This window comes from Agathobaculum ammoniilyticum, from assembly GCF_025567315.1.
GTDB classification, from domain to species: Bacteria; Bacillota; Clostridia; order Oscillospirales; family Butyricicoccaceae; genus Agathobaculum; species Agathobaculum ammoniilyticum.
Genome location: NZ_JAOQJE010000002.1, coordinates 145907 through 169141, shown reverse-complemented (window position 1 = coordinate 169141; position 23235 = coordinate 145907). Strand labels below are relative to the sequence as shown.

Here is a 23235-nt window from a genome sequence, read left to right as displayed (position 1 = left end):
GTATTGCTCACGCAATACCTGCCGTTTTTTGCATCCATTCCGCACCTGTATCAGAGAAATGAGAAAGAGGGAAAATGTTGTGCATTCTCTTCCGACGCGCCTTTGCGCCTTCCTGCGGCGGGAGGCGGTGCTGTCCATCGCGCTGCTCTGCGCGGCCCTGTCCATGCTGGCCGTGCCGCCGGACGCGGGCTATGCCGGCTATATCGACCTGCGCGTGCTGTGCCTGCTGTTCTGCCTGATGGCGGTGGTGGCCGGCCTGCAGCAATGCGGCCTGTTCCAGGTGCTTTCCCAGCGCCTGCTGTCCGGCCGGAAGCAGCTTCGCCTGCTCTACCTTGTGCTGACGCTGCTGCCGTTCTTCTGCTCCATGCTGATTACCAACGATGTGGCGCTGCTCACTTTCGTCCCGTTCACCGTGCTGGTACTCGGCCGCATCAGCAGGACGGAGGCGCTCGTCCGCGTGGTGGTGCTGCAAACGCTCGCGGCGAACCTGGGCAGCATGGCGACACCGGTCGGAAACCCGCAGAACCTGTTTCTGTGCTCGTATTACACGCTGTCTTTCCGCTCGTTCCTGTCCGTCGTCCTGCCGCTGGCCGCAGCCAGTCTGCTGGCGTTGTCCGCGGCCGCGCTCGCCACGCCGGGCGAAACAATCGAAATCGCTTTCCCGCGCCGCGAGTCCATCACACAGCCACGCCTGTTCGTCCTGCTGTGCCTGCTGTTCGTGCTGTGCCTGCTGTCCGTGGTGCATGTGCTGCATTACAGCGTCCTGACCGGCGTCGTCCTGCTGTGCCTGCTGCTGTTTGCGCGCGGGCTGTTCGCCCAAGTGGATTACGCGCTGCTCGCGACGTTCGTGTGCTTTTTCATCTTCGCGGGCAACATGGGCCGCATCGAGCCTGTGCGCGGCGCGCTCGAGCTGCTGATGGGGCGCAGCTCCTACTGGACCTCGCTCGCCGCCAGCCAGGTAATCAGCAACGTACCCGCCGCCGTACTGCTCTCCGGCTTTACGGGCAACTGGCAGGCCCTGCTGGCGGGCGTGAACGTCGGCGGGCTGGGTACGCCGATCGCCTCGCTTGCCAGCCTGATCTCGCTCAAGCTGTACTTACGCGCCGAGGGCGCCTCGCTGCCGCGCTTTCTGGCCGTGTTCGCCGCCGCCAACCTCGCCGGACTGGCGCTGCTCTCCCTCCTTGCCGTCCTGCTCGGCCTGACCGGATGAAAACGGCGCGCGCGGGAAAGTTCCCGCATTGTCTTTCCTTTTCCGCGTTTTTCCTGTACAATAGGAACATGAAGCGTAAAACCACCAGAAGGGGGATATGTTATGTCAATACAGGAAAACTGCCGGGTCGTGGCCAATACGCGGCTGGGCGAGGGGTTATATGCCCTCACGATGCACGCGCCCGCCATCTGCGCACAGGCACAGTGCGGCCAGTTCGTGCATATCGCGTGCGGCGAGGGCAACCTGCTGCGCCGACCGATCTCGATCTGCGGCTGGCAGGGCGATGCGCTGCGCGTCGTGTTCCAGACTAAGGGCGAGGGAACGAAGTGGCTCGCCGCGCGGCAGGCCGGCGATGTGCTGGACGTACTCGGCCCGCTCGGCCACGGGTTCGGCGTGGCCGCGCTCGGCGCAAAGCCGGTGCTGATCGGCGGCGGCATCGGCGTGCCGCCCATGCTGCAGACCGCGAAAGCCGCAAAGGACGCGGGCGCACAGCCGCGCGCGGTGCTGGGCTTCCGCAATCGGGGCGCGGTCATCCTTGAGGCAGATTTCCAGGCCGTCTGCGAAACCTTTGTCACGACCGACGACGGCTCCTATGCCCGCCACGGCTTTGTGACCGACGTATTGAAAGAGCTGCTCGCGGGCGCGACCGGTGTGGCCGCCTGCGGCCCCAAGCCCATGCTGAAGGCCATCGCCGCGCTCGCAGAGGACGCAGGCCTGCCCTGCCAGGTCTCGATGGAGGAGCGCATGGGCTGCGGCATCGGCGCGTGCTTGGTATGCGCGTGCGCGCTCAAGGCGGAAAACGGTGAAACCCGATACGGCCACGTCTGCAAGGACGGGCCGGTGTTCGACGCAAAGGAGGTCGCGTGGTAATGGCGGATCTGAGAGTCAATTTCTGCGGCGTGGAGCTGAAAAACCCGCTCACGACCGCGTCCGGCACGTTTGGCTTCGGGCACGAGTACGGCGAATTTTTCGACCTGTCCACGCTTGGTGGTATCGGCGTCAAGGGCCTGACCCCGACCGAGCGCCTGGGCAACCCCGCGCCCCGCATCGCGGAAACCCCATCGGGCATTTTGAACTGCGTGGGCCTGCAGAACCCGGGCATCGACCGCTTCATCGCGGAGCAGATCCCGTTCCTGCGGCGGTATGACACCGCTATCATCGCCAACGTGTCCGGCAGCACAGTCGAGGAATACGAGGGCATGGTGGAAAAGATCTCGGACGCGGACGTGGACCTGATCGAAATGAATATCTCCTGCCCGAACGTCAAGTGCGGCGGCATGGCGTTCGGCACCCAGCCCGCGATGGTCGAGGAGGTCGTCTCCGCGGCGAAGCGCAAGGCGAAAAAGCCGCTGATCGTCAAGCTCAGCCCGAACGTGACCGATATCACCGAGATCGCGCGCGCGGCGGTGGCCGCGGGCGCGGACGCGCTTTCGCTCATCAACACCCTGCTGGGCATGCGTATTGACATCGAAACCAGAAGGCCCATCCTGTCCAGCGTGATGGGCGGCCTGTCCGGACCGGCGGTATTTCCGGTCGCGGTGCGCATGGTGTACCAGGTGCGCCGGGCGGTGGACGTGCCGATCCTCGGCATGGGCGGTATCCGTACGGGACGCGATATCGTGGAGATGCTGCTCGCGGGCGCGGACGCGGTCGCGATGGGTACGGTGCTGTTTGCCGACCCGCTGGCGCCGGTCAAGGCGCTTCAGGAGTTGGAGGCGTGGATGGACGCGCATGGTGTGAAATCCGTCCGCGAGCTGTCCGGCGCGGTCGAGGCGTGAGCTATGACCACGGTTTACCTGATCCGCCACGCGGAGGCCGAAGGCAACGTCTACCGCCGCTGTCACGGGCAGTATGACAGCCTGCTCACCCCGCGCGCCTACGAGCAGCTCCCCTGTCTGGCCAAACGCTTCGAGGGCGTGCCGCTGGACGCGGTGTACGCCTCCGACCTGTTCCGCGCGCGCACAACCGCCAAGGCGGTCGCCCAGCCACACGGGCTGAACGTAGAGCTCCGCCCCGTGCTGCGCGAGATCGACATGGGCGACTGGGAGGACCTCCCTTGGGCCGAGCTGCCGCGCATTTGGCCGGAGGAATATGCGGTCTGGCGCGCCCGCCCGTGGGACGCGCGCCCGCCGCACGGCGAAAGCGTGCTACAGGCCGGTCAGCGCATGCTGGACGGGGTGCGCGGGCTGGTGCGGCAGCACGAGGGCGGCACGATCGCGGTCGTTACCCACGGCTCGGCCATCCGCGGCGCGCTGACCATCGCGCACAGCTTCACGCCCGAGCAGATGGGCGAGATCGGCTGGGGCGACAACACCTGCGTGGCGAAATTTGAATTCGACGGGCCGGATCGGCTCGCGGTGGTGTACGAGAACGACGCCTCCCACCTGCCGGAGCGCCTTTCCACTTTTGCCGCTATCGGCTGGAAGGACAACAAGGGCGTGCCGGAAACGCCGCAGCTCTGGTTCCGCCGCGCCGACCCGATGGACGCGGGCGACGCAGGCAAGATCGTCGCTTTCCTGCGCGAGCTGCACCGGAACGCCTACGGCACGGACGCGAATCTCGATCCGGACGCGCTGCTGGCGGACGTGGCGCGCGCCCAGCGGGTCAGCCCGCGCGCGTGCTGCTTCGGCTGTCTGGAAAGCGGTGAGGAAGCCGCCTTGGTCTACCTCAAGACCTGGTATGACGACGAGCCGGACATAGGGCTGGTCGGCGGCTTCTGCATCGACGAACGCTATCGCGGCCGCGGCCTGAGCGGGCAGATCCTCGGCCAGGCAATCAGCGTATACCGCGCACTCGGCAAGACGTACTTATGCGCGCATGCGGCCGAGCACAACGCCCGCGCGCAGGGCTTCTACCGCAAATTCGCTTTCGAGCAGCACGGCGAATATCGGGACGAAAACGGCCTGCATTACCGTATGTTCAAGCGCATCTGCGTGGATTGACACACTTTGGAGGGGCATTCTACCGCTGGTAGAGCGCCCTTCTTCTGTATCTCGGTTGCCGCGGAGCAGGCTTTCTGCTATGCTGGAAGCACAAAAGGGAGGTGCACATATGGACGCAAAGGCAACGGGCGCGCTGACTGCTGCGGCCGCCGTCCTGCTGGTGTTGACATCCTGCATCGCAGGCCTGCCGCCTCAGAATCCACCCTGTAAAGCATTTTCCCAGACAAAAAGCACCGGAAAGCGTGTTTCCGGTGCTTTTTCTATACAATACAGCCTCAGATTTTGTTAATATCCACCATCTCACAGTTTTCGATCTTCACATCGCCCTCCAGGCAGCGCAGCAGCGCGGAGGCGGTGTCGATCGAGGTCAGGCAGGGGATGGCGCGCTCGACCGCGGTGCGGCGGATATGCACCGAGCCAAGCTCCGGATGGCGGCCCTTGACCGAGGTGGCGATTACATAGTCGATCTTGCCGGACTCGATCAGGTCGATGATGTTGGGGGATGGCTCGTCCACGTTGCGGATGGCGTTGGTCGCGACCATGTGGCGGTTGAGGACGTTGGCCGTACCGCTGGTGGCGTAGATGTCAAAGCCGAGGGACTCGAACCGCTCGCCGATGCGGATGGCCTCCTGCTTGTCCGAATCGCGCACGGAAATGAGCACCGCGCCCTTTTTCTTCATCTGGAAGCCCGCGCCGGTCAGGCCCTTAAGCAGCGCCTCGCGGAACGAGGTGGACACGCCCAGCACCTCGCCGGTGGATTTCATTTCCGGCCCGAGCTGGGTGTCCAGGTCGCGCAGCTTCTGGAAGGAGAACACCGGCACCTTGACCGCGTAGTGATCGCTCTCCGGATGCAGGCCGGTGCCGCAGCCCATGTCGCGCAGCTTTTCCCCGAACATGCAGCGGGTGGCCAGATCGACCATGGGTACGCCCGTGACTTTGGAGATATACGGCACGGTGCGCGAGGAGCGCGGGTTGACCTCAATGACATAAACCTGATCGTTATACAGCACGAACTGGATGTTGACCAGGCCGAGTACGGCCAGGTTTTTGGCCAGCGCCTCGGTGTAGCGGATGATGGTGTCCTTGTGCTTCTGCTCGATGTTGATGGAGGGGTAAATGGAGATCGAGTCGCCCGAGTGTACACCCGCGCGCTCAAAGTGCTCCATGATGCCTGGGATGAGGATGTCGTCGCCGTCGCAGATGGCGTCCACCTCGATCTCGCGGCCCATCATGTATTTATCGACCAGCACCGGATTCTCGACCTTGTTGCGGGAGATAACCTGCATAAACTCGCGCACGTCCTCCTCCTTGTAGGCGATCTCCATGCCCTGACCGCCGAGAACGTAGGACGGGCGCACGAGCACCGGATAACCCAGCTCGTCCGCCGCCTTGACAGCCTCCTCCTCGGTCATGACCGTATGACCCGCCGGACGCGGGATGCCGCACTTCTCCAGGATCACGTCGAACTTCTCGCGGTCCTCGGCTGCGTCGATGCTCCATGCGGGTGTGCCGAGGATCGGGATGCCCAGCTTTTCGATATGCGCGGCCAGATTGATGGCGGTCTGCCCGCCGAACTGCACGATGGCAAAGTCCGGCTTCTCGGCCGCGGCCACGCCGGTCACGTCCTCGGGCGTGAGCGGCTCGAAATACAGGCGGTCGGCCGTGTCGAAGTCGGTGGACACGGTTTCCGGATTGTTATTGATGATAACGGTTTCACAGCCGAGCTTTTGCAGCGCCCAGACCGCGTGTACCGAGCAGTAGTCGAACTCGATGCCCTGGCCGATACGGATGGGGCCGGAGCCGAGCACCAGCACCTTTTTCTTGCCGGTGGCGGGCTTGACCTCGCTCTCCTCGTCGTAGGTGGAGTAGTAGTACGGGGTTTCGGCCTCGAACTCGGCCGCGCAGGTGTCCACCATCTTATAGACCGGCAGGCGCTTTACCGCGGAAATATCCTTGCCGGAAAGCTGCTCAATCGTCTTGTCGAGGAAGCCCATCTTCTTGGCGCGCAGGTACAGCGCCGCGTCGACCGCGTCCGCCGTAGCGAGCGCCTTTTCGGTGTCGATGATGTTCTGGAACTTGTGCAGGAAGAAGGTGTCCATCGTGGTGACCTCGTGGATCTCCTCAATGGTCATGATGCCGCGGCGCAGCGCCTCGCAGATGTGGAACAGGCGCTGGTCGTCCGTGCGGGCCACGCCCTTTTTGACCTCCGCGTCGGTCTGTTGCCGGATGCGCGGGACGATCATGCTGTCCAGCTTGATCTCGCAGCCGCGCACGGCCTTCATCAGCGCGCCCTCAAAGCTGTTGTCGATGGCCATGACCTCGCCGGTGGCCTTCATCTGGGTGCCAAGCGTATTGTCCGCATACACGAACTTGTCGAACGGCCAGCGCGGGAACTTAACCACGCAGTAGTCGATGGTCGGCTCGAAACAGGCCTTGGTTTTTTTAGTCACGGCGTTCTCGATCTCGTCCAGGCCGTAGCCGACCGCAATCTTGGCCGTCACCTTGGCGATCGGGTAGCCGGTGGCCTTGGAGGCCAGCGCGGACGAGCGCGATACGCGGGGGTTGACCTCGATGACCGCGTACTCGAACGAGGTCGGATGCAGCGCGAACTGCACGTTGCAGCCGCCCTCTATCCCTAACTCGGTGATGATGTTAAGCGCAGAGGTGCGCAGCATCTGATATTCCTTGTCGCACAGGGTCTGACTGGGCGCGACGACGACCGAGTCGCCCGTGTGTACGCCCACCGGATCGACGTTTTCCATGTTGCAGATGGTGATGGCGTTGCCCTTGGCATCGCGCATGACCTCATATTCGATCTCTTTCCAGCCGGTGATGCACTTCTCGACCAGGATCTCATCCACGCGGGAGTACATGATACCGGTCGCGGCGATCTCGCGCAGTTCGTCCCAGGTGTAGGCGATGCCGCCGCCCGTGCCGCCGAGGGTATACGCCGGACGGATGATGACCGGCAGGCCGATCTCGCGGGTGAATTCAACCGCGTCCTCCACCGTATGCACGACCTTGGAGGCGATGCACGGCTCACCGATCTTCTCCATCGTGTCCTTGAACATCTGGCGGTCCTCCGCCTTGGCGATGGTGTCCGGCTTGGCGCCCAACAGCTTGACCCCCATCTGGTCGAGGAAGCCGCTCTCGCACAGTTCCATGGCGAGGTTGAGGCCGGTCTGGCCGCCGAGGTTGGGCAGCAGGGAGTCCGGGCGCTCCTTCTTGATGATCTGCTGCACGGCTTCGACGGTCATGGGCTCGATGTAGACCTTGTCCGCCATGGCCTTGTCGGTCATGATGGTCGCGGGGTTGGAGTTGACGAGCACGACCTCCAGACCCTCCTCGCGCAGCGCGCGGCAGGCCTGCGTGCCCGCGTAGTCGAACTCGGCCGCCTGGCCGATGACGATCGGGCCGGAGCCCAGCACCATTACCTTGTGAATATCCTTACGAAGCGGCATTACTGAGCGCCCCCTTTCGCCTTTTCGATGTTTTTGATGAATTTGTCAAACAGATAGGAGGTGTCCATCGGGCCCGGGCATACCTCAGGATGGTACTGCACGGTAAACACCGGCCGGCCGACGTGCTCCACGCCCTCGACCGTGCCGTCGTTAAGGTTGACATAGCGCACGCGGGCGACCGCCGGATCGACGCTTCCGCCCACAACCGCGTAGCCGTGGTTTTGGCTGGTGATATAGGTGCGGTCCGCGTCCAGGTCCTTGACCGGATGGTTGACGCCGCGGTGGCCATACTTGAGCTTGCAGGTCTCTGCGCCGATGGCCAGGCTCAAAAGCTGGTGGCCCAGGCAGATGCCGAAGATCGGGATATTGCTTTCCAGAAGCTTTTTCAGGTTAGCGATAATCTCAACGTTTTCCGCGGGATCCCCGGGGCCGTTGGAGAGCATCACGCCGTCAAACCTGCCCACGACCTCCTCGGGCGGGGTGAGCGCCGGAATGGTGACGACCTCGCAGCCACGCTTTTGCAGCTCGCGCTCGATATTGTACTTCACACCGTAGTCGTACAGCGCGATGCGGTACTTCTGCTCACCCTCGGCGGGATAGGTGCGGCTTTCCTCACAGGTTACAGCCCTCACCGCGTCTTTGACGACATAAGCCTTCATCGCCGCGACGGCCTGCTCGTCCGGCTCGAAGCCCTCGGTGTAGATCACGCCGTTCATGACGCCCTCGCCGCGCAGCTTGCGGGTCAAGCGGCGGGTGTCGATACCCGCCAGGCCGACGACCTTCTGCTCCTTGAGGTATTCGTCCAGCGTCAGGCGGCAGCGCCAGTTGGAGGGATGCTCCGCGATCTCGCGCATGATAAAGCCCGAGACCCAGCTCTTGCGGGACTCGTAATCCTCAAAATTGATGCCGTAGTTGCCGATCAGCGGGTAGGTCATGGTGACGACCTGGCCGTAGTAGGAGGGGTCGGTCAGCACCTCCTGATAGCCGGCCATGCCGGTGTTGAAAACGACCTCGCCGATGCTCTGTCCCTCGTAGCCGACGGAATACCCCTCGAACAGGGTGCCATCCGCGAGCAGTAAATACGCTTTTTTCATTCTTGTATCTCCACGCTCCCATTTTGAAATTCACAGAATTTCCATTCAATCCAGACGCAAGCCGCGCTTGCGTCATCAAAAGTCCAGCTCTGCCGGACTTTTGACACCCCGACCTTGCGGCCTTGGGCCGCGTCCTGGGGTATCGGAAGCCGTTTTCTCCGGAACCGGCTTCCGTATATTATAGGGTGGTATTGGATACCCCCTATAAGATTTTATCGAATCGCCGCGACGATCTCATCCCGCATGCGGATGGCCTCCGCACGGGCGGCTTCCTTGTAGTCCTCGCCGTTTCTGCCGGTCTTTTTCCACGCGCACATGATGCCGCGCGAGGAGTTGACGATCGCGCCCAGCCCATCGTCGTTAAAGGCGTTTGCAATGTCCTTAGCGGTCGCGCCTTGCGCGCCGTAACCCGGCACTAGGAAATAGCTCCTGGGCAGCAGGCCGCGGATGATCTTCTGCTCCTCCGGCCAGGTCGCGCCGACCACCGCGCCGACTTGGTTGTAGCCGCAAGGGGTGTCCAACCCCTCGCCCCACTTGGCCACCATCTCAGCCATGCGGGCGTAAAGCGGCTTGCCCTCCATATCACGGTTCTGCAGCTCGCCCGAGGAGGGGTTGGAGGTCTTGACCAGCAGGAACAAGCTCTTATCCCGCTCGCGGCACTCCTTGAGGAAAGGCTCGACACCATCCGTGCCCAGATATCCGTTGACGGTCACGCTGTCGCAGCCGTAGGGCGCGATCTCGGTGTCGCCCACGCGGGTCTTGCCGAGGTAGGCCTCGGCATACGCGGTCGCGGTCGCGCCGATATCGTTGCGCTTGATGTCGCCGATGACGTACATGCCCTTGGCGTGCGCGTAGTCGATGGTTTCTTTGAGAGCCATCGCGCCGTACGAGCCTAAAAGCTCGTAATACGCCGCCTGCGGCTTGACTGCGGGTACAATATCGCACAGCGCGTCAATCAGGCCGCAGTTGAAGGCGACCATGCTCTCCGCCGCTGCGCGCAGCGTTTCGCCGTGCAGCATCATGTTGCGGCCCGCGATATGCTGCGGGATGTATTCCAGGCGGGCGTCCAGCCCCGCGACGGTGGGGTTGCCTTTTTCCTTGATCTTTTCTACTAATGTTTGGATCGACATAGATGTTCTTCCTTTCTATCGCTGCATGGCGGTTATTCTACTCACTGCCCAGGATCACAACGTTGTCCTCCCCGTCCACCTCGGTCAGGCGGACGCATACGCGCTCGCCCCGCGCGGTGGGCAGGTTTTTGCCGATATAGTCCGGCCGGATGGGAAGCTCGCGGTGGCCGCGGTCCACCAGCACGGCGAGCTGGATGCGGCCCGCGCGCCCGCAGTGCGACACGGCCTCGATCGCGGCGCGCACGGTGCGGCCAGTGTACAGCACGTCGTCCACCAGCACCACGGTCGCGCCGCCGATGCGAGGATCGGGCGGCGGCAACGGCCCGTCCGCGCGCGGCTTATCGTCCCGCCAGGGGGTGACGTCCAGCTCGAGTACAGGCGGCGCCTTGCCCTCCACCTCGCCGAGCTTGGCGGCGATGCGCTGCGCCAGGAACACGCCGCGCGTTTTCACCCCGGCGAGCAGCAGGTCCTCCGCGCCCTTGTTTTTTTCGATGATCTCAAACGCAATGCGGGTCAGCGCGCGGCGCACGCCGTCCGCGTCCATAATTACGGCCTTCTGCCCGGCCATCCTGCGGCCTCCCCTCAAAAAATGGTAAAAAAACAGCCTCCTGCGCCACAAGCAGAAAGCCGTACCAAGCTACACCTGTCCCCCACTCTGCGGCCGACAGCGTACGCACTGTTTTCTGCCTTGGCGGCTCACGGGCCGCGCCTTAAAGGCGGATTGTTGGATATATTATATCGTATGCCGCGGGTTTTGTAAACAGTCGAAGCTCCAAAACAAATTTGTTTTTTTATGCAATTTTTGTTGCCGCCGCACACATGCAAGTCTGCGCACATTCCGGACATACTATGCTTGCAGCACCGAAGCAAATCAAATTATGAAAGGCGGCGGACTTTTATGCGTGTATCTCCCTTCATTTCCGGCATTGCGACCGGCGCGGTGGCGGGTGCGGTCGTCTCTATGGTCGCGGCGGGCGCGATGATGAACCCCTCGGTACGCCGGAGCGCTCAGCATGCGGCAAACAAGGCCGAGCATGCAATGCACAAGGCGGCGAAGGGCGTCGGCCATATGATCGGCTGAGGCGGGGCGGCGGGGGAAGAAAGCGCGCTTTCTCCCCCGCCGCCGCTTTTTCCTACAGGGCACGGCAGCAAGCTCCTCTTGACAAACGCGCGCGCCTCCCCTATAATGGTTACATCCTCAAAAGGGAGTAGGATAAGTTCCGCTGTCAACATCCCGTCCGGATTTCCGGTCTGGCGGCGGACGCCGGCACGGCCGGTCACAAGACTTTTGAGTAAGCGCTTCCACACCGCGAAGCGCTTACTCAAAAGTCTTTTTTATTTGCGTCAGGATCCGCCGCAGATAAAAACCGGCCGCCGGCGGCAAACTATCCCATCCCCCGCCGCATCCCCACTTTTTTGACAAAAAGGAGTTTTGGCTACATGCAACCTGTTTTCTATGACCGCACAGCCGCGCAGGCGCTCAGCGATATGGACAGCGACCGCGCCGGCCTTTCCCCCGCCGAGGCCGCCGCGCGCCTTGCGCGGTACGGACGCAACACCCTTGCGGAAGAGCGCGGTAAATCCGTCCTGCAGGTGTTTTTCTCCCAGTTTAAGGACCTGTTGGTCGTTATCCTGCTCGCGGCGGCTGTGATCTCCATGCTGTCCGGCAATGCGGAGAGCACGATCGTCATTTTCGCCGTGCTGCTTCTGAACGCCGTGCTCGGCACGGTCCAGCACTGCAAGGCGGAAAAGTCTCTGCAAAGCCTCAAGGCCATGTCCTCGCCCTCGGCCAAGGTCGTACGCGGCGGCGCGCGGCTGGTCGTCCCCTCCGCCGAGGTCGTTCCCGGCGATATCGTGGAGGTGGAGGCCGGCGATATGATCGTCGCGGACGGGCGCATTCTGGAGAATTTTTCGCTCAAGGTCAACGAAAGCTCGCTGACCGGCGAAAGCGAGGGCGTGGAAAAGACCGCCGACCCGCTTGCCGGCGGCAAGGTCGCGCTCGGCGACCAGAAAAACATGGTGTTCTCCGGCTCGCTGGCGACCTATGGCCGCGCGGTCATGGTCGTCACCGCGACCGGCATGCAGACCGAACTGGGCCGCATCGCCGCCCTGATGAACCAGACCCGTGAGCGCAAGACCCCGCTGCAGCGCAGCTTGGACGACTTCAGCCGCCGTCTGGCCGGCATCATCCTGGCGATCTGTGCGGGCGTGTTCGCGCTTTCGCTGTACCACGCGGGCAGCTGGGGCTTTCAGGCGGTGCTGGATTCGCTGATGTTCGCGGTCGCGCTGGCCGTGGCCGCGATTCCCGAGGCGCTCAGCTCGATCGTGACCATCGTTCAGGCCATGGGTACACAGAAGATGGCCCGGCAGAACGCCATTATCAAGGAGCTTAAGGCGGTGGAAACGCTGGGCGCGGTATCCGTGATCTGCTCGGATAAAACCGGCACGCTGACCCAGAACAAGATGACCCCGCAGAAGATCTACGCGGACGACATGCTGCTGGACGAATCGCACCTCGACCTTGCCAACGACGTGCAGCGCCTGCTGCTCAAGGCCGCCCTGCTCGCCAGCGACGCCACCACCGACGAGCAGACTGGCGAGGCGATCGGCGACCCAACCGAGGTCGCACTGGTCATGATCGGCGACCGCCTCGGCGTGGACGAAAGCGCCTACCGGAAGCAGCACCCACGCCTGGCCGAGCTTGCGTTCGACTCCGACCGCAAGCTGATGAGCACGCTGCACGATATTGAGGGCGTACCCACCTTATATACCAAGGGCGCGATCGACGTGCTGCTCGACCGGTCGGACTATGTCCTCACCTCCGCCGGTCCGGTTCCCATGACGGAGGAATGGAAGGCACGGATCGCGGCGGTCAACCTCGAGCTGTCGCAGGAGGGGCTGCGCGTGCTGGCGTTTGCCAGCCGGACGCTCGACGCCGTGCGCGGGCTGACGCTGGCGGACGAACACGGCTTTACGTTTATCGGCCTGGTTTCCATGATCGACCCGCCGCGCCCCGAGGCGGTGCGCGCGGTCGCGGACGCGGCGCGCGGCGGCGTGCGCACCATCATGATCACAGGCGACCACAAGGTCACGGCCACCGCGATCGCGCGGCAGATCGGCATTTTCCGCGACGGAGACGAGGCGCTTTCCGGCGTTGAGCTGGATGAGCTGGACGACAGCGCCCTGGACGAGCGGCTGGCGCGCGTTTCGGTCTACGCGCGCGTCTCCCCCGAGCATAAGATCCGCATTGTCGAGGCCTGGCAGCGCAAAGGACGCATTGTTTCCATGACAGGCGACGGCGTCAACGACGCGCCCGCCCTCAAGGCCGCCGACATCGGCGTGGCCATGGGCATCACGGGTACCGAAGTTTCCAAGGACGCGGCCTCCATGATCCTGGCCGACGACAATTTCGCCACGATTGTGGGCGCGGTCGTCAACGGCCGCAGCGTATACACCAACATCAAAAACGCGATCAATTTCCTGCTCTCGGGCAACATGGCGGGCATCCTGTGCGTGCTTTTCACCTCGATCCTCGCGCTACCCGTGCCGTTCGCGCCCGTCCACCTGCTGTTCATCAACCTGCTGACCGACTCTCTGCCCGCAATTGCGATCGGCGTGGAGCCGGCGTCCGGCGATCTGCTGGACCAGAAGCCCCGCGACCCTGGGGAACCGATCCTCACCCGCGACCTGCTGCTGCGCATCTTTCTTTACGGTGCGCTCATCGCCTGCGCCGCTATGGCCGCGTATTTCATCGGCCTGCGCGCCGGCGGCGACGGCCTTGCCATGACGCTCGCGTTCGCCACCCTGACGCTCGCGCGCCTGTTCCACGGCTTTAACTGCCGCGGCAGTCTGCCGCTCTTCCGTCTCGGCCTGCTGACCAACAAGGCGAGCCTGTGCGCCTTTGCTGCGGGTGTCGCGCTGCTGGCCGCCGTGCTGCTGATCCCCGGCCTGCAGGGACTGTTCCAGGTCGCGCCGTTCACCGTGGGACAGCTCGGCGCGGCCGCGCTGCTCGCGTTCCTGCCCACGCTGGTAATTCAGCTTTGCAAAAGCCTCCGGTCCTCCCGTTAAGCCCTGCAGGGACGCGGACAGTAATCCCCTGCCCGCGTCCCTTTTCTAGCCCCCTTATAGTTGACAGCGCAACCGATAAGGTGTACGATAATACTGCGATAATTATTGCGCAATCAACTATTTGAGGAATGAACATGATGAAGCATCAACCAATCACTGTGCTGCGGTACATATCCCTGCTGCAGCGCAACACCCAGCGGTATTTCGACCTGGCGCTGGAGCGGGATAATATCGGCGGCGGGCAGCAATTCTTCCTGCTGTGTATTTTCGAGCAGGACGGCGTCAGCCTGCTCGACCTCGCGCGTTTCGGCGGCTTTGATAAGGGTACGGTGACGCGCGCAGTCCAAAAGCTCGGCGGGGAGGGATATGTTTACGCCACGCCCGACGAGCAGGATAAGCGCGTCCACCATCTCCACCTGACCGACAAGGGGCGCGCCCTTGTCGAGCGCGTGTACACGGTGCGGGATTACTGGACCGCGTCGCTCACCAGCGGGCTGGGGGAAGCCGAGCGCGAGCGCCTGCTGGCCGCCCTGCGCGCCATGTCGGAACATTCCTGCAGCACACTGAAGGAAATCGCCGGCCGGAAAGGAGAGCTGCCCCATGCAGACCCTGCGGGCTGAACCGAACGCCTCCGTTCCCCAGAACCCGCTCGGCTGCAAGCCGGTCGGCCGGCTGCTGGTGACCTTCTCCCTTCCCGCCATCGTCTCCTGCCTGATCAACTCGATTTACAACATCGTGGACCAAATCTTCATCGGGCAGGGCGTCGGCTATCTGGGCAACGCCGCGACAACGGTCGCTTTTCCGGTCATGACCATCCTGCTGGCATTCTCCACCCTGATCGGCGCGGGCAGCAGCGCGCACGCGGCCATCCGTCTGGGGGAAAAGAACGAGGAGGAAGCCGAGCGTACGCTCAACACCGCGTTCTCCTTTTCCATCCTGCTCAGCGTCGTGCTGATGGTCCTCGGCCTGCTCTTCCTGCGCCCCCTGCTGCGCGCGTTCGGCGCGACCGATTCCATCCTGCCTTACGCGCTCGACTACACCTCGATCATCCTGCTCGGCACGCCCTTTAACATGGTTTCGGTCGTGCTGTCCAACCTGGCGCGCACGGACGGCCATCCGCGCATGTCCATGTACGGTATGATGATCGGCGCTTTCCTGAATACGATCCTCGATCCCATCTACATATTCGTCCTGCACTGGGGCGTCAAGGGCGCGGCGATTGCCACGATCACCTCGCAGATCATCTCCGCCGTTGTACTGACCCTGTATTTCCTGCGGCCGAGCCGCGGCAACCCGCGCCACATGCGCCTGCGCCGCGCCTACCGCCGGCCGGACTGGTATCTGGTGCGCCGCGCGATGGCGCTTGGCGTCTCCTCCGGCATCACGCAGTCGGTCGGCTGCATCATGCAGGTTGTGATGAATAATTCCCTGGTGCATTACGGCGACCAGAGCGCCATCGGCGGCGACGTGGCGCTGAGCGCCATGGGCATCGTGATGAAGATCGCCATGATTATGGCCGCGTTCGGCATCGGCGTGGGGATCGGCGCGCAGCCCATCCTCGGCTTCAATCGGGGTGCGAAAAACTTTGCCCGCATCCGCCGCACCTATCTGCTTGCGGTCACATTCGCCACAGGTCTGATTGCGTTCTGCTGGCTGCTCTGCCAGTTGTTTCCTGAGACGATTGTGGGCATTTTCGGCAAGGAAAACGCCGCGTTCACGGATTTTGCGGTCAAATGTCTGCGCATCTACCTGTTCAGCATCTTCTGCGCAGGCTTCCAGATCGTATCCACCAACTATTTCCAGGCCACCGGCCAGCCGCTTAAAGCATCCGTGCTGTCCATGCTGCGCCAGCTCCTGCTGCTGATCCCGCTCATCCTGATCCTGCCGCTGTTCTTCGGCCTGGACGGCATCCTGTATTCCGCCCCCATCGCGGATGCGGCCTCTGCCGCGATCGTCGCGTTCTTCATCGTGCCGGAGATGCGCCGCCTGCGGCAGCAGATCGGGCAGATGCCGCCCGCGGAGGCGTAAAATCAGCGCCGCGGGCATACCCGCGGCGCCTGCCGGCTTTTCCCTACAGTATCCGGACCATCTGCCCGAACAGCGGCAGCGCCGCCATGCTCAGGAGCGACGTCACCGCACAGATCACGCTGGAATACTCCGCGTCCCCGCCGTAGACCTGCACCATCTGAGTGATCGTACTGCCTGAATTCGTGGCCACGGACAAGAGCGCGGCAGTCAGGATCAGCGAGCCGTCCGGCGCCATCTGCGCCAGATGCAGCGCCTTGACCAACAGGAGCGCGGCCAGCGGGCAGGCGACCATTCGCAGCCCGACCACAAGGGGAAGCCTGCGGTACGACCGCACCCTTTCCCAGCTCAGGCTGCCGATCAAAATGCCCGTCACGACCATGCTGAGCGGGCCGAACAGGTCGGCCATTCCCTCCACCGTTCCGCTGACCACCGCAGGCACTGGAAGCTGCAGCGTAAACAGCGCGATGCCAATCAGCATGGAGATCATGTTGGGATTGAGGAACAGCTTTTTCCAGCTTACGGTGCGCTCGCCGGACAGGGTGAACTTACAGTGCGTCCACACCAGGAACGTATGCACGCAGATCATCGCCGTGGCATACACCACCCACTCCTGGCCGATCGCGGCGCCCACAATCGGCACGGCGATGCCGGTGTTGAAATAGATGACCGACATCGACTCCACCGGCGTCAGATGCAGCGGGCGCTTGAGCAGCGTGACGGCGGCCACCAGCACCAGGCTGACGCCCAGCGCCGCCGCATAGGACAGGAGCAGCCCCCTGGTCTTGTCCGGCGTGAACTCGACCATGAACGAATGCAGCACGACCGCTGGCAACACGATGTACAGCATCATCTTGGAAAGGATTTTGCTTTCCTCCACCGTGATGATGCCCAGGCGGTAAACCACAAAGCCGATGAGCATCATCAGGAACAGCTTCCCGACTTCCCCAGCAAGCGACCAGAACATATCCATTTCCCCATTCCCCCTGCCGTTTCCAGACAACGGCTTTTCCCTTATCTTTCAGTTATACCGCCGTTGACGAGCTGCTGTCAAGAGGGCGGGCGCGGCTGATTTACTTTCCCCCCCGCTTTATGGTAGAATACGATATCCCGTTATCCCACGCAGGCAGGCTTTTTTTATTGCGGCAATCTGAACGAAACAAGGCTGGAAAGGAACAACTATGGAAATCTCTGCATTTGCAGCAAAATTGGCTGCGGAAACCGAAAAAATCATCCTCGGCAAGCACGACCGCATCGAGCTGATCATTGCGGCGCTGCTCGCCGGCGGGCATATCCTGCTCGACGACTTGCCCGGTGTCGGCAAGACCACGCTCGTCAAGACCCTCTCGCTCGCGTCCGGCTGCGCGTCGCGCCGTGTGCAGTTCGTCCCCGACCTGCTGCCCTCGGACATCACGGGCATGAACATCTTCGACCAGCGCACCGGCGAATTCCGGCTGCTGCGCGGACCGGTGTTCACACACATCCTGCTCGCGGACGAGATCAACCGCGCCGTGCCGCGCACCCAGTCCGCGCTGCTCGAGGCCATGGAGGAGCAGCACGTCACCATTGACGGCGAAACGCTGCCCCTGCCCGCGCCGTTCTTCGTGCTGGCCACCCAGAATCCGGTGGAATCCGAAAGCACGTTCCGCCTGCCCGCCGCACAGATGGACCGCTTCCTGATGCGCCTGTCCATGGGCTATCCGGACGCGGCCGAGGAGGCCCAGATGCTGCGCAACCTGGGCGACGCCATGCCGTTCGACCAGGTGCGGGCGGTCACCGGACCAGAGGAGATCCTCGCGCTGCGCGCCTCGCTTCAGAATATACAGGTGTCGGACGCGGTTACGGAGTACATCGTCGCGCTCGTCGCCGCGACGCGCGGCTGCCCCGGCGTCGCCATGGGTGCCAGCCCCCGCGCCTCTCGCGCACTGTTCCGCGTAGCCAAAGCCTGGGCCGCCATGCGCGGGCGCGCGTTCGTCACGCCGGACGACGTGCAGTACCTCGCCCGCTTTGTCCTGCCGCACCGCCTGCTGCTCGAAAGCGAGGCCCAGCTCGCCGGACGGACGGGCGAGACCGTGGTCGCGGAGCTGCTCGAAAGCGTACCCGTGCCGCCCGCCCAGAGCGGTATTTACGATGAATAAGCGCCTACAGTTCGGGCGCGCGTCCAGCATACTCGTTTCCCTGCCCGCGGTCGCGCTGTGGCTTATCCTGTGCGTAGCCGCCGCGGTCGGGGACCTGCTCGTGCTGTCCGCGGCCTTCGCGTTCCTGTTCCTGCTGTCCGGCGCGGCGTTTTTGTGGGGCGCGCGGTCGATCCGGCATGTCACGCTGGAGGTTGACTGCTCCCGCACCCGCCTGTATCCGGACATGGAGACCACGTTCTCCTACACAGTCAAAAACGACAAGCTTCTGCCGTTGATCTGGCTGGAGTTGTCCCAGGGAATTCCCGAGCGCGACTGCCTCACGCCTGACGAGACCTTCGAGCGGTACGCCTGCCTTTCCGGCGAAGCGCAGGGGCGGGAATCCACGCCGGACACAGCGGACCGCCCCGCCCCCGACGCCTATCGCCGCACCTTTTCATTCGTAATGGGCCACGAAACGCTCACCCTGCGCAGCGTGTGGACTGCGCGGCGGCGCGGCGTCTACCGCATGGACCGGCTGATGCTCCGTTCGGGCGACGGCTTCGGGCTGTCCCAGGTCGAGGCCCCCTGCCCGCCGAGCAAGCTTCCCCAAGTACTGGTTTACCCGCGCAGCGTGCCGGTCGATATTTCACTGTTCCTGCAGGAACAGTGGCGGCAGTCGGCCGGCTCGGCCGGCTATCAGGAGGATATGGCCGTGCTGCGCGGCCTGCGCCCCTACCAGCCGAGTGACAGCTGGAAGCGCATCAACTGGCGCATGGCGGCGCGCACGCAGGAGCTTAAGGTCAACTTTTACGAAACCATCCAGCCCCTTTCCGCGCTGTTCGTGCTGGACGGGGAATCGTTCTGCGGCCTGTCCACGGATTATGCCGAGCTGGAGCAAGCGCTTGAGCTCCTCGGCTCGGTCATCGCGCGGCTGTTCCGGCGCGGCGTGACCTGCGGGCTTGCGCTGCCCGCCTCCCGCCGGTATTCGGCCGTTACCCTGCCGCCGGTCGAGGGCCGTTCCGCCGCTGAGCTGCTCGGCCTGCTCGCGGGCTACGACTGCCTGGCGCAGCATCTGTTCGCGGAAAACGGCGACCGGCTGGAACAGTGCGCGCCCTCCCGCTTTGACGAGCGCGCCGTCCTGACCGCCGCGTCCGAGGCCGGCCGCGTCTATCTGATCACCTGCGCGCCGGACGGACCCGTGCATGGGCTGGTCGGCCGGTTGGGTGCGACGCGTGTGACCGTATTTGCCGCCGCGGGCGTCGCCTCGTCCGCCGACCCTGACCTGCGTGTTGTGCCGCTGCGGCGGCTGGCAAAGGGGGCGGCGGTATGAACGGGCGCTCCCCCCTGTTCGGCGCGGCGGTGCTGTTTTCCACCATCGCCTCGCTGTCGTTTGTTTTCGGCTTTTTCTCACAGGTCGAGACCGGCTCGTTCACCTCGGCCTGCCTGCCCGTATGGGCCTGCTTCCTGCTGGCGTATCATTTCTGCCTCAGCCGCCTGCTGCGGCGCGCGCAGCCGGTGCGCCGCCTTGCGCTGGTCACGGCGCTGTTTTTCGCGGCGCAGGCCACGGTATCCTTCGCGGTCTACGGCCGCTTTTCCTCGACCATGGGCATCCTGTTCGCAGTCATCATGTGGCTGAGCTGCTATTATATCAGCTATGGCACCCTGCTTCGTCCGGTCACGCCCGAGCGCCTGATCTCGCATCTGGATGGAAACATCGTACTCCTGTTCATCGGTCTGGCCTACTATTCGCTGACGGGACGGCCGATGCGCCCTCTGCTGCCGCTGCTGCTGGCCGCCGTGCTGACGATGGCGGCCGCGGTCGCGCGCCGCTCGGCAGGCGGGCGTTCCGCTTCCCATGCGGGCGGGCGCGGCGCGGCGATCCTGCTGGCCGCCGTGGGTGGCATGGCGCTGATTGCCGGCGGTGTGATCCTGACGCTGAGCGGACAGATCAAATCCGTGTTGCTGGGCGGATGGGCGCTCCTGCGGGCGCTCGTTTCCCGCCTGTACCACGCGTTCAACGCGTTTTTCCTGTGGCTCCTGTCCCACTTCACGCCGGATGAGTCCGGCACGCTGGAGGGAACGCCCCTACCCGGCAACGTGACCGCCGAGCAGTCCGAGCAGGCCGCGCGGTTTTCCGAGCTGATGCTGTACGCGCTGCTCGTGCTGATTATCGTCGGGCTGGCGGCCGCGCTGATCCTGCTGCTGCGCCGCGGCAGACTGCGCCTGACGGTGGGCGGGATGCGCGGCGAGCTGGGCGTCCAGCGCGAGCGGCCGCGCCTGTCCGCGCTGCTGCGCGGGCTTTGGGCGCGGCTGCAGACGCGGATACGGTTTGCAATGCGGTATGTGACCGAGCGCAACACCGCGCCCGGCGTGCTGCACCGCATCCAGCGGCAGGCGCGCCGCAGGCGGCTCGGCCGGCAGGAGGGCGAAACCTGCCGCCAGTTCCTTATGCGCATGAACGCGCTCTATCCCGACTGCGAGGGGGAACTGCGGTTCCTGTCGGACGCGCTCGACGCGCGGTATTTCGGCGGCGGGGATTTCCTGACCGCGCGTGAAGCCGCGATGCTGTGGAAAAAGCTGCGCGTCTCCCGCCGCAGAGCATAAAAAAGCACGGATGGCTTTTCCATCCGTGCTTTTTGCGTCCGGTTCAGCGGACGACTTCGATCAGGTCTTCGATGCCGCAGTCGAGGGCGACGCACAGTTTCAGTAATACATCACTGTCATACCGCGCCACTTCATTCTTAAAGTATCTATCCAATGTCTGATACGGGATTCCCGTTAATTTATTAACTTTGTAACGATTCAATCCGTTTGATTCCATAGCCTCACGGACTGTCAATCTGATAGAATTCATTTATATCACCTGATATATACATTAATTATAAATAATCAAATTGACAATTCATTATTTATAATATACTATTATGTATATATTGTTGAAGTGATATATGATGAATGAAAAATTTTTTGCTCTAAAACACCGCCATGATAAAGACTACCTCCAGCGCTTGGAACAGGACGACCCGCAGCGCTTCTGGCGCGGGATGCTCCGGCTCTGTCTCGCTATGGCGCGGGAGGATGCCGTTCGAGAGAAACACCGCCGGAAGTATTGACCGCTTTATATCCCCTCGGCAACGGGGACGGTGCGCCGCCCGGCGCGGGGGCAAAAGGGGAGGACAACCCGCATGGGTTTTCCTCCCCTTTTGAATTCCCTGCTTTCCTTTTTTCGCGGCTGCAGGGCTTTGGCGCTTCCGCAAGGCCGGTTTACGGCATTTGCTCCCGCAAATAAGGGCGCGCTCCGCGCGCAAGGTGGGTCGCGCGTTCCATCTGCCGCCCATTTGCTATATCACGGTAAGCACAACGGCTTCCACCCCAGGGGGCAGGATGGCGGCGGCTTTCCCCCTCCCGCGCGCGCTGTTACGCGCGCATAGACCGTTTCGGACAGGCGGCATCCGTTTTCCCGCTGTCCCGTTCTAACCTCCGCGCGAACAGAGCTCCCGCAACAGCCCCCGTATTTTTTCGGAGCGGTCCTGGTCAGAAATAGGAACGGCGCAGCCGTTCCGGCCTCCGGCCTGTGCATCAGGGAAAAGGGGTGATTGGCAAGAGGGGAGAAACCGTTGGTTTCTCCCCTCTTGTCCGCCCGCGCCGCGCAGGCGCAGCTTCCCCGCTTTCGCCAAAGCGGAAACGCAAACCAGTCAATCCTCCTGCGCCGCGCGGCCCATTTTTTTCTCATACAGCCGCCGCGCCGCGTATACGACCGGCGTATCCAGCAGCGAGGTAAAAATAAAGATCACATAGCTCGACAGCGCGACTGACAGCAGCGTCGGCATGTCATACGTTCCCCAGAATGCCAGCGCGGTAAACAGAACCGTGTTGACGAGCTGGGAAACCAGCGTCGAACCATTGTTGCGCAGCCAGAGGAACGCGCGGTGGTCGCCCGTGCGCTTTTCAGTAAAGGCCCACCATTTATGGTAAAGCCAGACGTCGAAGATCTGCGCGACCGCGTATACCGCAAGCGAGGAAAGCATCATGCGCGGCGTATTGGAAAACACCGCCCGCATCGGCTCCTGCGCCCAGTCGTTCACCGACGGCGCATACAGCAGCCAGGACTGCGAGACGAGGATAAACAGCACGTTTGCCGCGATGCCCGCCCAAACCGCACGCTGCGCGGTCTTTTTCCCCGCGACCTCGCTCAGGATATCGGTCACAAGGAACGTCGTTGCGAACAGGATGTTGCCGAGCGTCATCTCCATGCCGAACGCATCCACCAAAATCATCACCTCGATGTTTGCCGCGATCGTCGCAAACACCGTGAACGCCATCATCCCGCCCGTACCGAACAGGTAAAACCACAGAAGCACCGTCCCATACAGCACAACGAGCGAAACCGCCAGTAAAATTTCATTTGTCATTCCAGTTCTCCTACACCAAAGTCCGTGTTGTCCAGCAGGATGTCCACGCGGGGCTCATCCCGATAGAGCGGATACACCTGATGGATAAAGGCGTCCCGTGCCGCCTGATCCGGCTTGACAGACGTGGTGTTCGGAACCATGATGTTGACGCATACTCGGTCGAAATAGGCAAGGCCCGTGCGGATATCGCGCGCCATGCTCTCCGCGGTCTGTCCGGCCAGGCCGAACAGCAGGCAGCAGTCATCGAAATCGGCCGCGATTTCAGCGGGATCGGCCGCATCGATGCCCTTGTCCAGCACGCGCTCGCGGTAGTCCGCGTCGAACGTCTCGACACCGATCTTGACGTGCAGCCGCACGCCCTGCGCTGAAAACCGCGCGCGCAGGGCGGGAAGCGTCCTTCGGAACAGCCAATGGCTCTCGATGTGCAGGTCGCGGACGCCTTTTTCGCGGCAGACGCGCTCGATCTCGCGCACAGTGGATTCGTCCAGCTCCGCGAATGAGCCGGAGTTGATTGCCTCCAGCCGGCCGAACACCCCCATGACCTGAGACAATGCCTTCCGGTTGAGCGCAAGATTGGCCTGCTCATCGCGCGATGCGTCCAAATGGTAATCGCAGAACTTGCAGCGCCGCCACGCGCAGCCGCGGCCGCGCAGCAGCACGATCTCGCGCGGGTTCTTGCCCTCGATCACCGAATAGCGGGTCAGTTCCACCGATCCCCCTCCCTTTTGCAAAAAAATAAGGCGCACCGTAACGGTACACCATCACCGCGCCGCAAG

General features: G+C 63.1%; 20 protein-coding genes. 12 read left to right on the top strand and 8 right to left on the bottom strand.

All coding sequences use genetic code 11. From position 1 onward, the window contains the following. Positions 1-79 precede the first annotated feature (79 nt). The 5 genes from OCV66_RS03310 (at position 80) to OCV66_RS03290 (ending at position 4441) form a co-directional block, all read left to right on the top strand. A complete protein-coding gene (locus OCV66_RS03310; protein ID WP_262563736.1) occupies positions 80-1210 on the top strand; it encodes an SLC13 family permease in 1131 nt (376 codons plus the stop codon). Between the two features lie 102 nt (positions 1211-1312). Beyond that, positions 1313-2080: a dihydroorotate dehydrogenase electron transfer subunit gene (locus OCV66_RS03305; protein ID WP_054326520.1), complete on the top strand. Its 768-nt coding sequence runs from the start codon at positions 1313-1315 to the stop codon at positions 2078-2080. After that, positions 2080-2988 carry a dihydroorotate dehydrogenase gene (locus OCV66_RS03300; protein WP_054326521.1) on the top strand — a complete coding sequence of 303 codons (909 nt, stop codon included), beginning with the start codon at positions 2080-2082 and terminating at the stop codon, positions 2986-2988. The genes OCV66_RS03305 and OCV66_RS03300 overlap by 1 nt, the downstream gene beginning before the upstream one ends. Positions 2989-2991: 3 nt before the next feature. After that, positions 2992-4152: a bifunctional histidine phosphatase family protein/GNAT family N-acetyltransferase gene (locus OCV66_RS03295; RefSeq protein ID WP_054326522.1), complete on the top strand. Its 1161-nt coding sequence runs from the start codon at positions 2992-2994 to the stop codon at positions 4150-4152. Positions 4153-4231: 79 nt separating this feature from the next. After that, positions 4232-4441 carry a hypothetical protein gene (locus tag OCV66_RS03290; protein WP_147573778.1) on the top strand — a complete coding sequence of 70 codons (210 nt, stop codon included), beginning with the start codon at positions 4232-4234 and terminating at the stop codon, positions 4439-4441. Here the strand turns inward: OCV66_RS03290 and carB are convergent. The 4 genes from carB to pyrR form a co-directional block, all read right to left on the bottom strand. Then, a complete protein-coding gene (gene carB / locus OCV66_RS03285) occupies positions 4428-7613 on the bottom strand; it encodes a carbamoyl-phosphate synthase large subunit (RefSeq protein ID WP_147573777.1) in 3186 nt (1061 codons plus the stop codon). The two genes, OCV66_RS03290 and carB, sit on opposite strands and share 14 nt — an antisense overlap. Further along, on the bottom strand, positions 7613-8707 hold the full coding sequence (locus tag OCV66_RS03280; RefSeq protein ID WP_054326524.1) for a carbamoyl phosphate synthase small subunit: 1095 nt from the start codon (positions 8705-8707) through the stop codon (positions 7613-7615). Before OCV66_RS03280 ends, carB begins: the two co-directional genes overlap by 1 nt. 212 nt (positions 8708-8919) lie before the next feature. Next, positions 8920-9837, bottom strand: a complete 918-nt coding sequence (gene pyrF / locus OCV66_RS03275; protein WP_107631406.1) for an orotidine-5'-phosphate decarboxylase — start codon at positions 9835-9837, stop codon at positions 8920-8922. Positions 9838-9874: 37 nt separating this feature from the next. Further along, positions 9875-10405, bottom strand: a complete 531-nt coding sequence (pyrR, locus tag OCV66_RS03270) for a bifunctional pyr operon transcriptional regulator/uracil phosphoribosyltransferase PyrR (RefSeq protein ID WP_107631405.1) — start codon at positions 10403-10405, stop codon at positions 9875-9877. A gap of 330 nt (positions 10406-10735) precedes the next feature. Here pyrR and OCV66_RS03265 point away from each other — a divergent pair, with 330 nt between their 5' ends. The 4 genes from OCV66_RS03265 to OCV66_RS03250 all read left to right on the top strand — a co-directional run bounded on the left by OCV66_RS03265 (position 10736) and on the right by OCV66_RS03250 (position 15933). Then, positions 10736-10918 carry a hypothetical protein gene (locus tag OCV66_RS03265; RefSeq protein ID WP_054326526.1) on the top strand — a complete coding sequence of 61 codons (183 nt, stop codon included), beginning with the start codon at positions 10736-10738 and terminating at the stop codon, positions 10916-10918. A gap of 359 nt (positions 10919-11277) precedes the next feature. Further along, a complete protein-coding gene (locus tag OCV66_RS03260) occupies positions 11278-13905 on the top strand; it encodes a cation-translocating P-type ATPase (protein ID WP_054326527.1) in 2628 nt (875 codons plus the stop codon). A 134-nt stretch (positions 13906-14039) separates the two neighbouring features. Then, positions 14040-14525 (top strand): MarR family winged helix-turn-helix transcriptional regulator, encoded by a 486-nt coding sequence (locus OCV66_RS03255; RefSeq protein ID WP_242977885.1) that lies wholly within the window; start codon positions 14040-14042, stop codon positions 14523-14525. Beyond that, positions 14506-15933, top strand: a complete 1428-nt coding sequence (locus OCV66_RS03250) for an MATE family efflux transporter (protein WP_054326529.1) — start codon at positions 14506-14508, stop codon at positions 15931-15933. Before OCV66_RS03255 ends, OCV66_RS03250 begins: the two co-directional genes overlap by 20 nt. 43 nt (positions 15934-15976) lie before the next feature. Here OCV66_RS03250 and OCV66_RS03245 read toward each other — a convergent pair whose 3' ends face one another. Further along, positions 15977-16903 (bottom strand): AEC family transporter, encoded by a 927-nt coding sequence (locus OCV66_RS03245; RefSeq protein ID WP_054326530.1) that lies wholly within the window; start codon positions 16901-16903, stop codon positions 15977-15979. Positions 16904-17111: 208 nt separating this feature from the next. On the opposite strand from OCV66_RS03245, the gene OCV66_RS03240 reads away from it, so the two are divergent. The 3 genes from OCV66_RS03240 to OCV66_RS03230 are packed head-to-tail and all read left to right on the top strand — an operon-like array spanning position 17112 to position 20651. Further along, the gene (locus OCV66_RS03240; protein ID WP_054326531.1) at positions 17112-18068 is read left to right on the top strand and encodes an AAA family ATPase; all 957 of its coding nucleotides are present in this window, start codon (positions 17112-17114) and stop codon (positions 18066-18068) included. Beyond that, complete coding sequence (locus tag OCV66_RS03235) at positions 18061-19377, top strand: DUF58 domain-containing protein (RefSeq protein ID WP_147573776.1); 1317 nt, start codon at positions 18061-18063, stop codon at positions 19375-19377. Before OCV66_RS03240 ends, OCV66_RS03235 begins: the two co-directional genes overlap by 8 nt. After that, positions 19374-20651 carry a hypothetical protein gene (locus OCV66_RS03230; protein ID WP_054326533.1) on the top strand — a complete coding sequence of 426 codons (1278 nt, stop codon included), beginning with the start codon at positions 19374-19376 and terminating at the stop codon, positions 20649-20651. Before OCV66_RS03235 ends, OCV66_RS03230 begins: the two co-directional genes overlap by 4 nt. Positions 20652-20694: 43 nt before the next feature. On the opposite strand, the gene OCV66_RS03225 is transcribed toward OCV66_RS03230, so the two are convergent. The 3 genes from OCV66_RS03225 to OCV66_RS03215 form a co-directional block, all read right to left on the bottom strand. Further along, entirely contained in the window at positions 20695-20868 is a 174-nt protein-coding gene (locus tag OCV66_RS03225; RefSeq protein WP_242977973.1) for a helix-turn-helix domain-containing protein, read from the bottom strand. Positions 20869-21742: 874 nt separating this feature from the next. Continuing rightward, a complete protein-coding gene (locus OCV66_RS03220; RefSeq protein WP_107631377.1) occupies positions 21743-22459 on the bottom strand; it encodes a queuosine precursor transporter in 717 nt (238 codons plus the stop codon). Continuing rightward, on the bottom strand, positions 22456-23169 hold the full coding sequence (locus OCV66_RS03215; protein ID WP_307718891.1) for a radical SAM protein: 714 nt from the start codon (positions 23167-23169) through the stop codon (positions 22456-22458). Before OCV66_RS03215 ends, OCV66_RS03220 begins: the two co-directional genes overlap by 4 nt. Positions 23170-23235 lie beyond the last annotated feature (66 nt).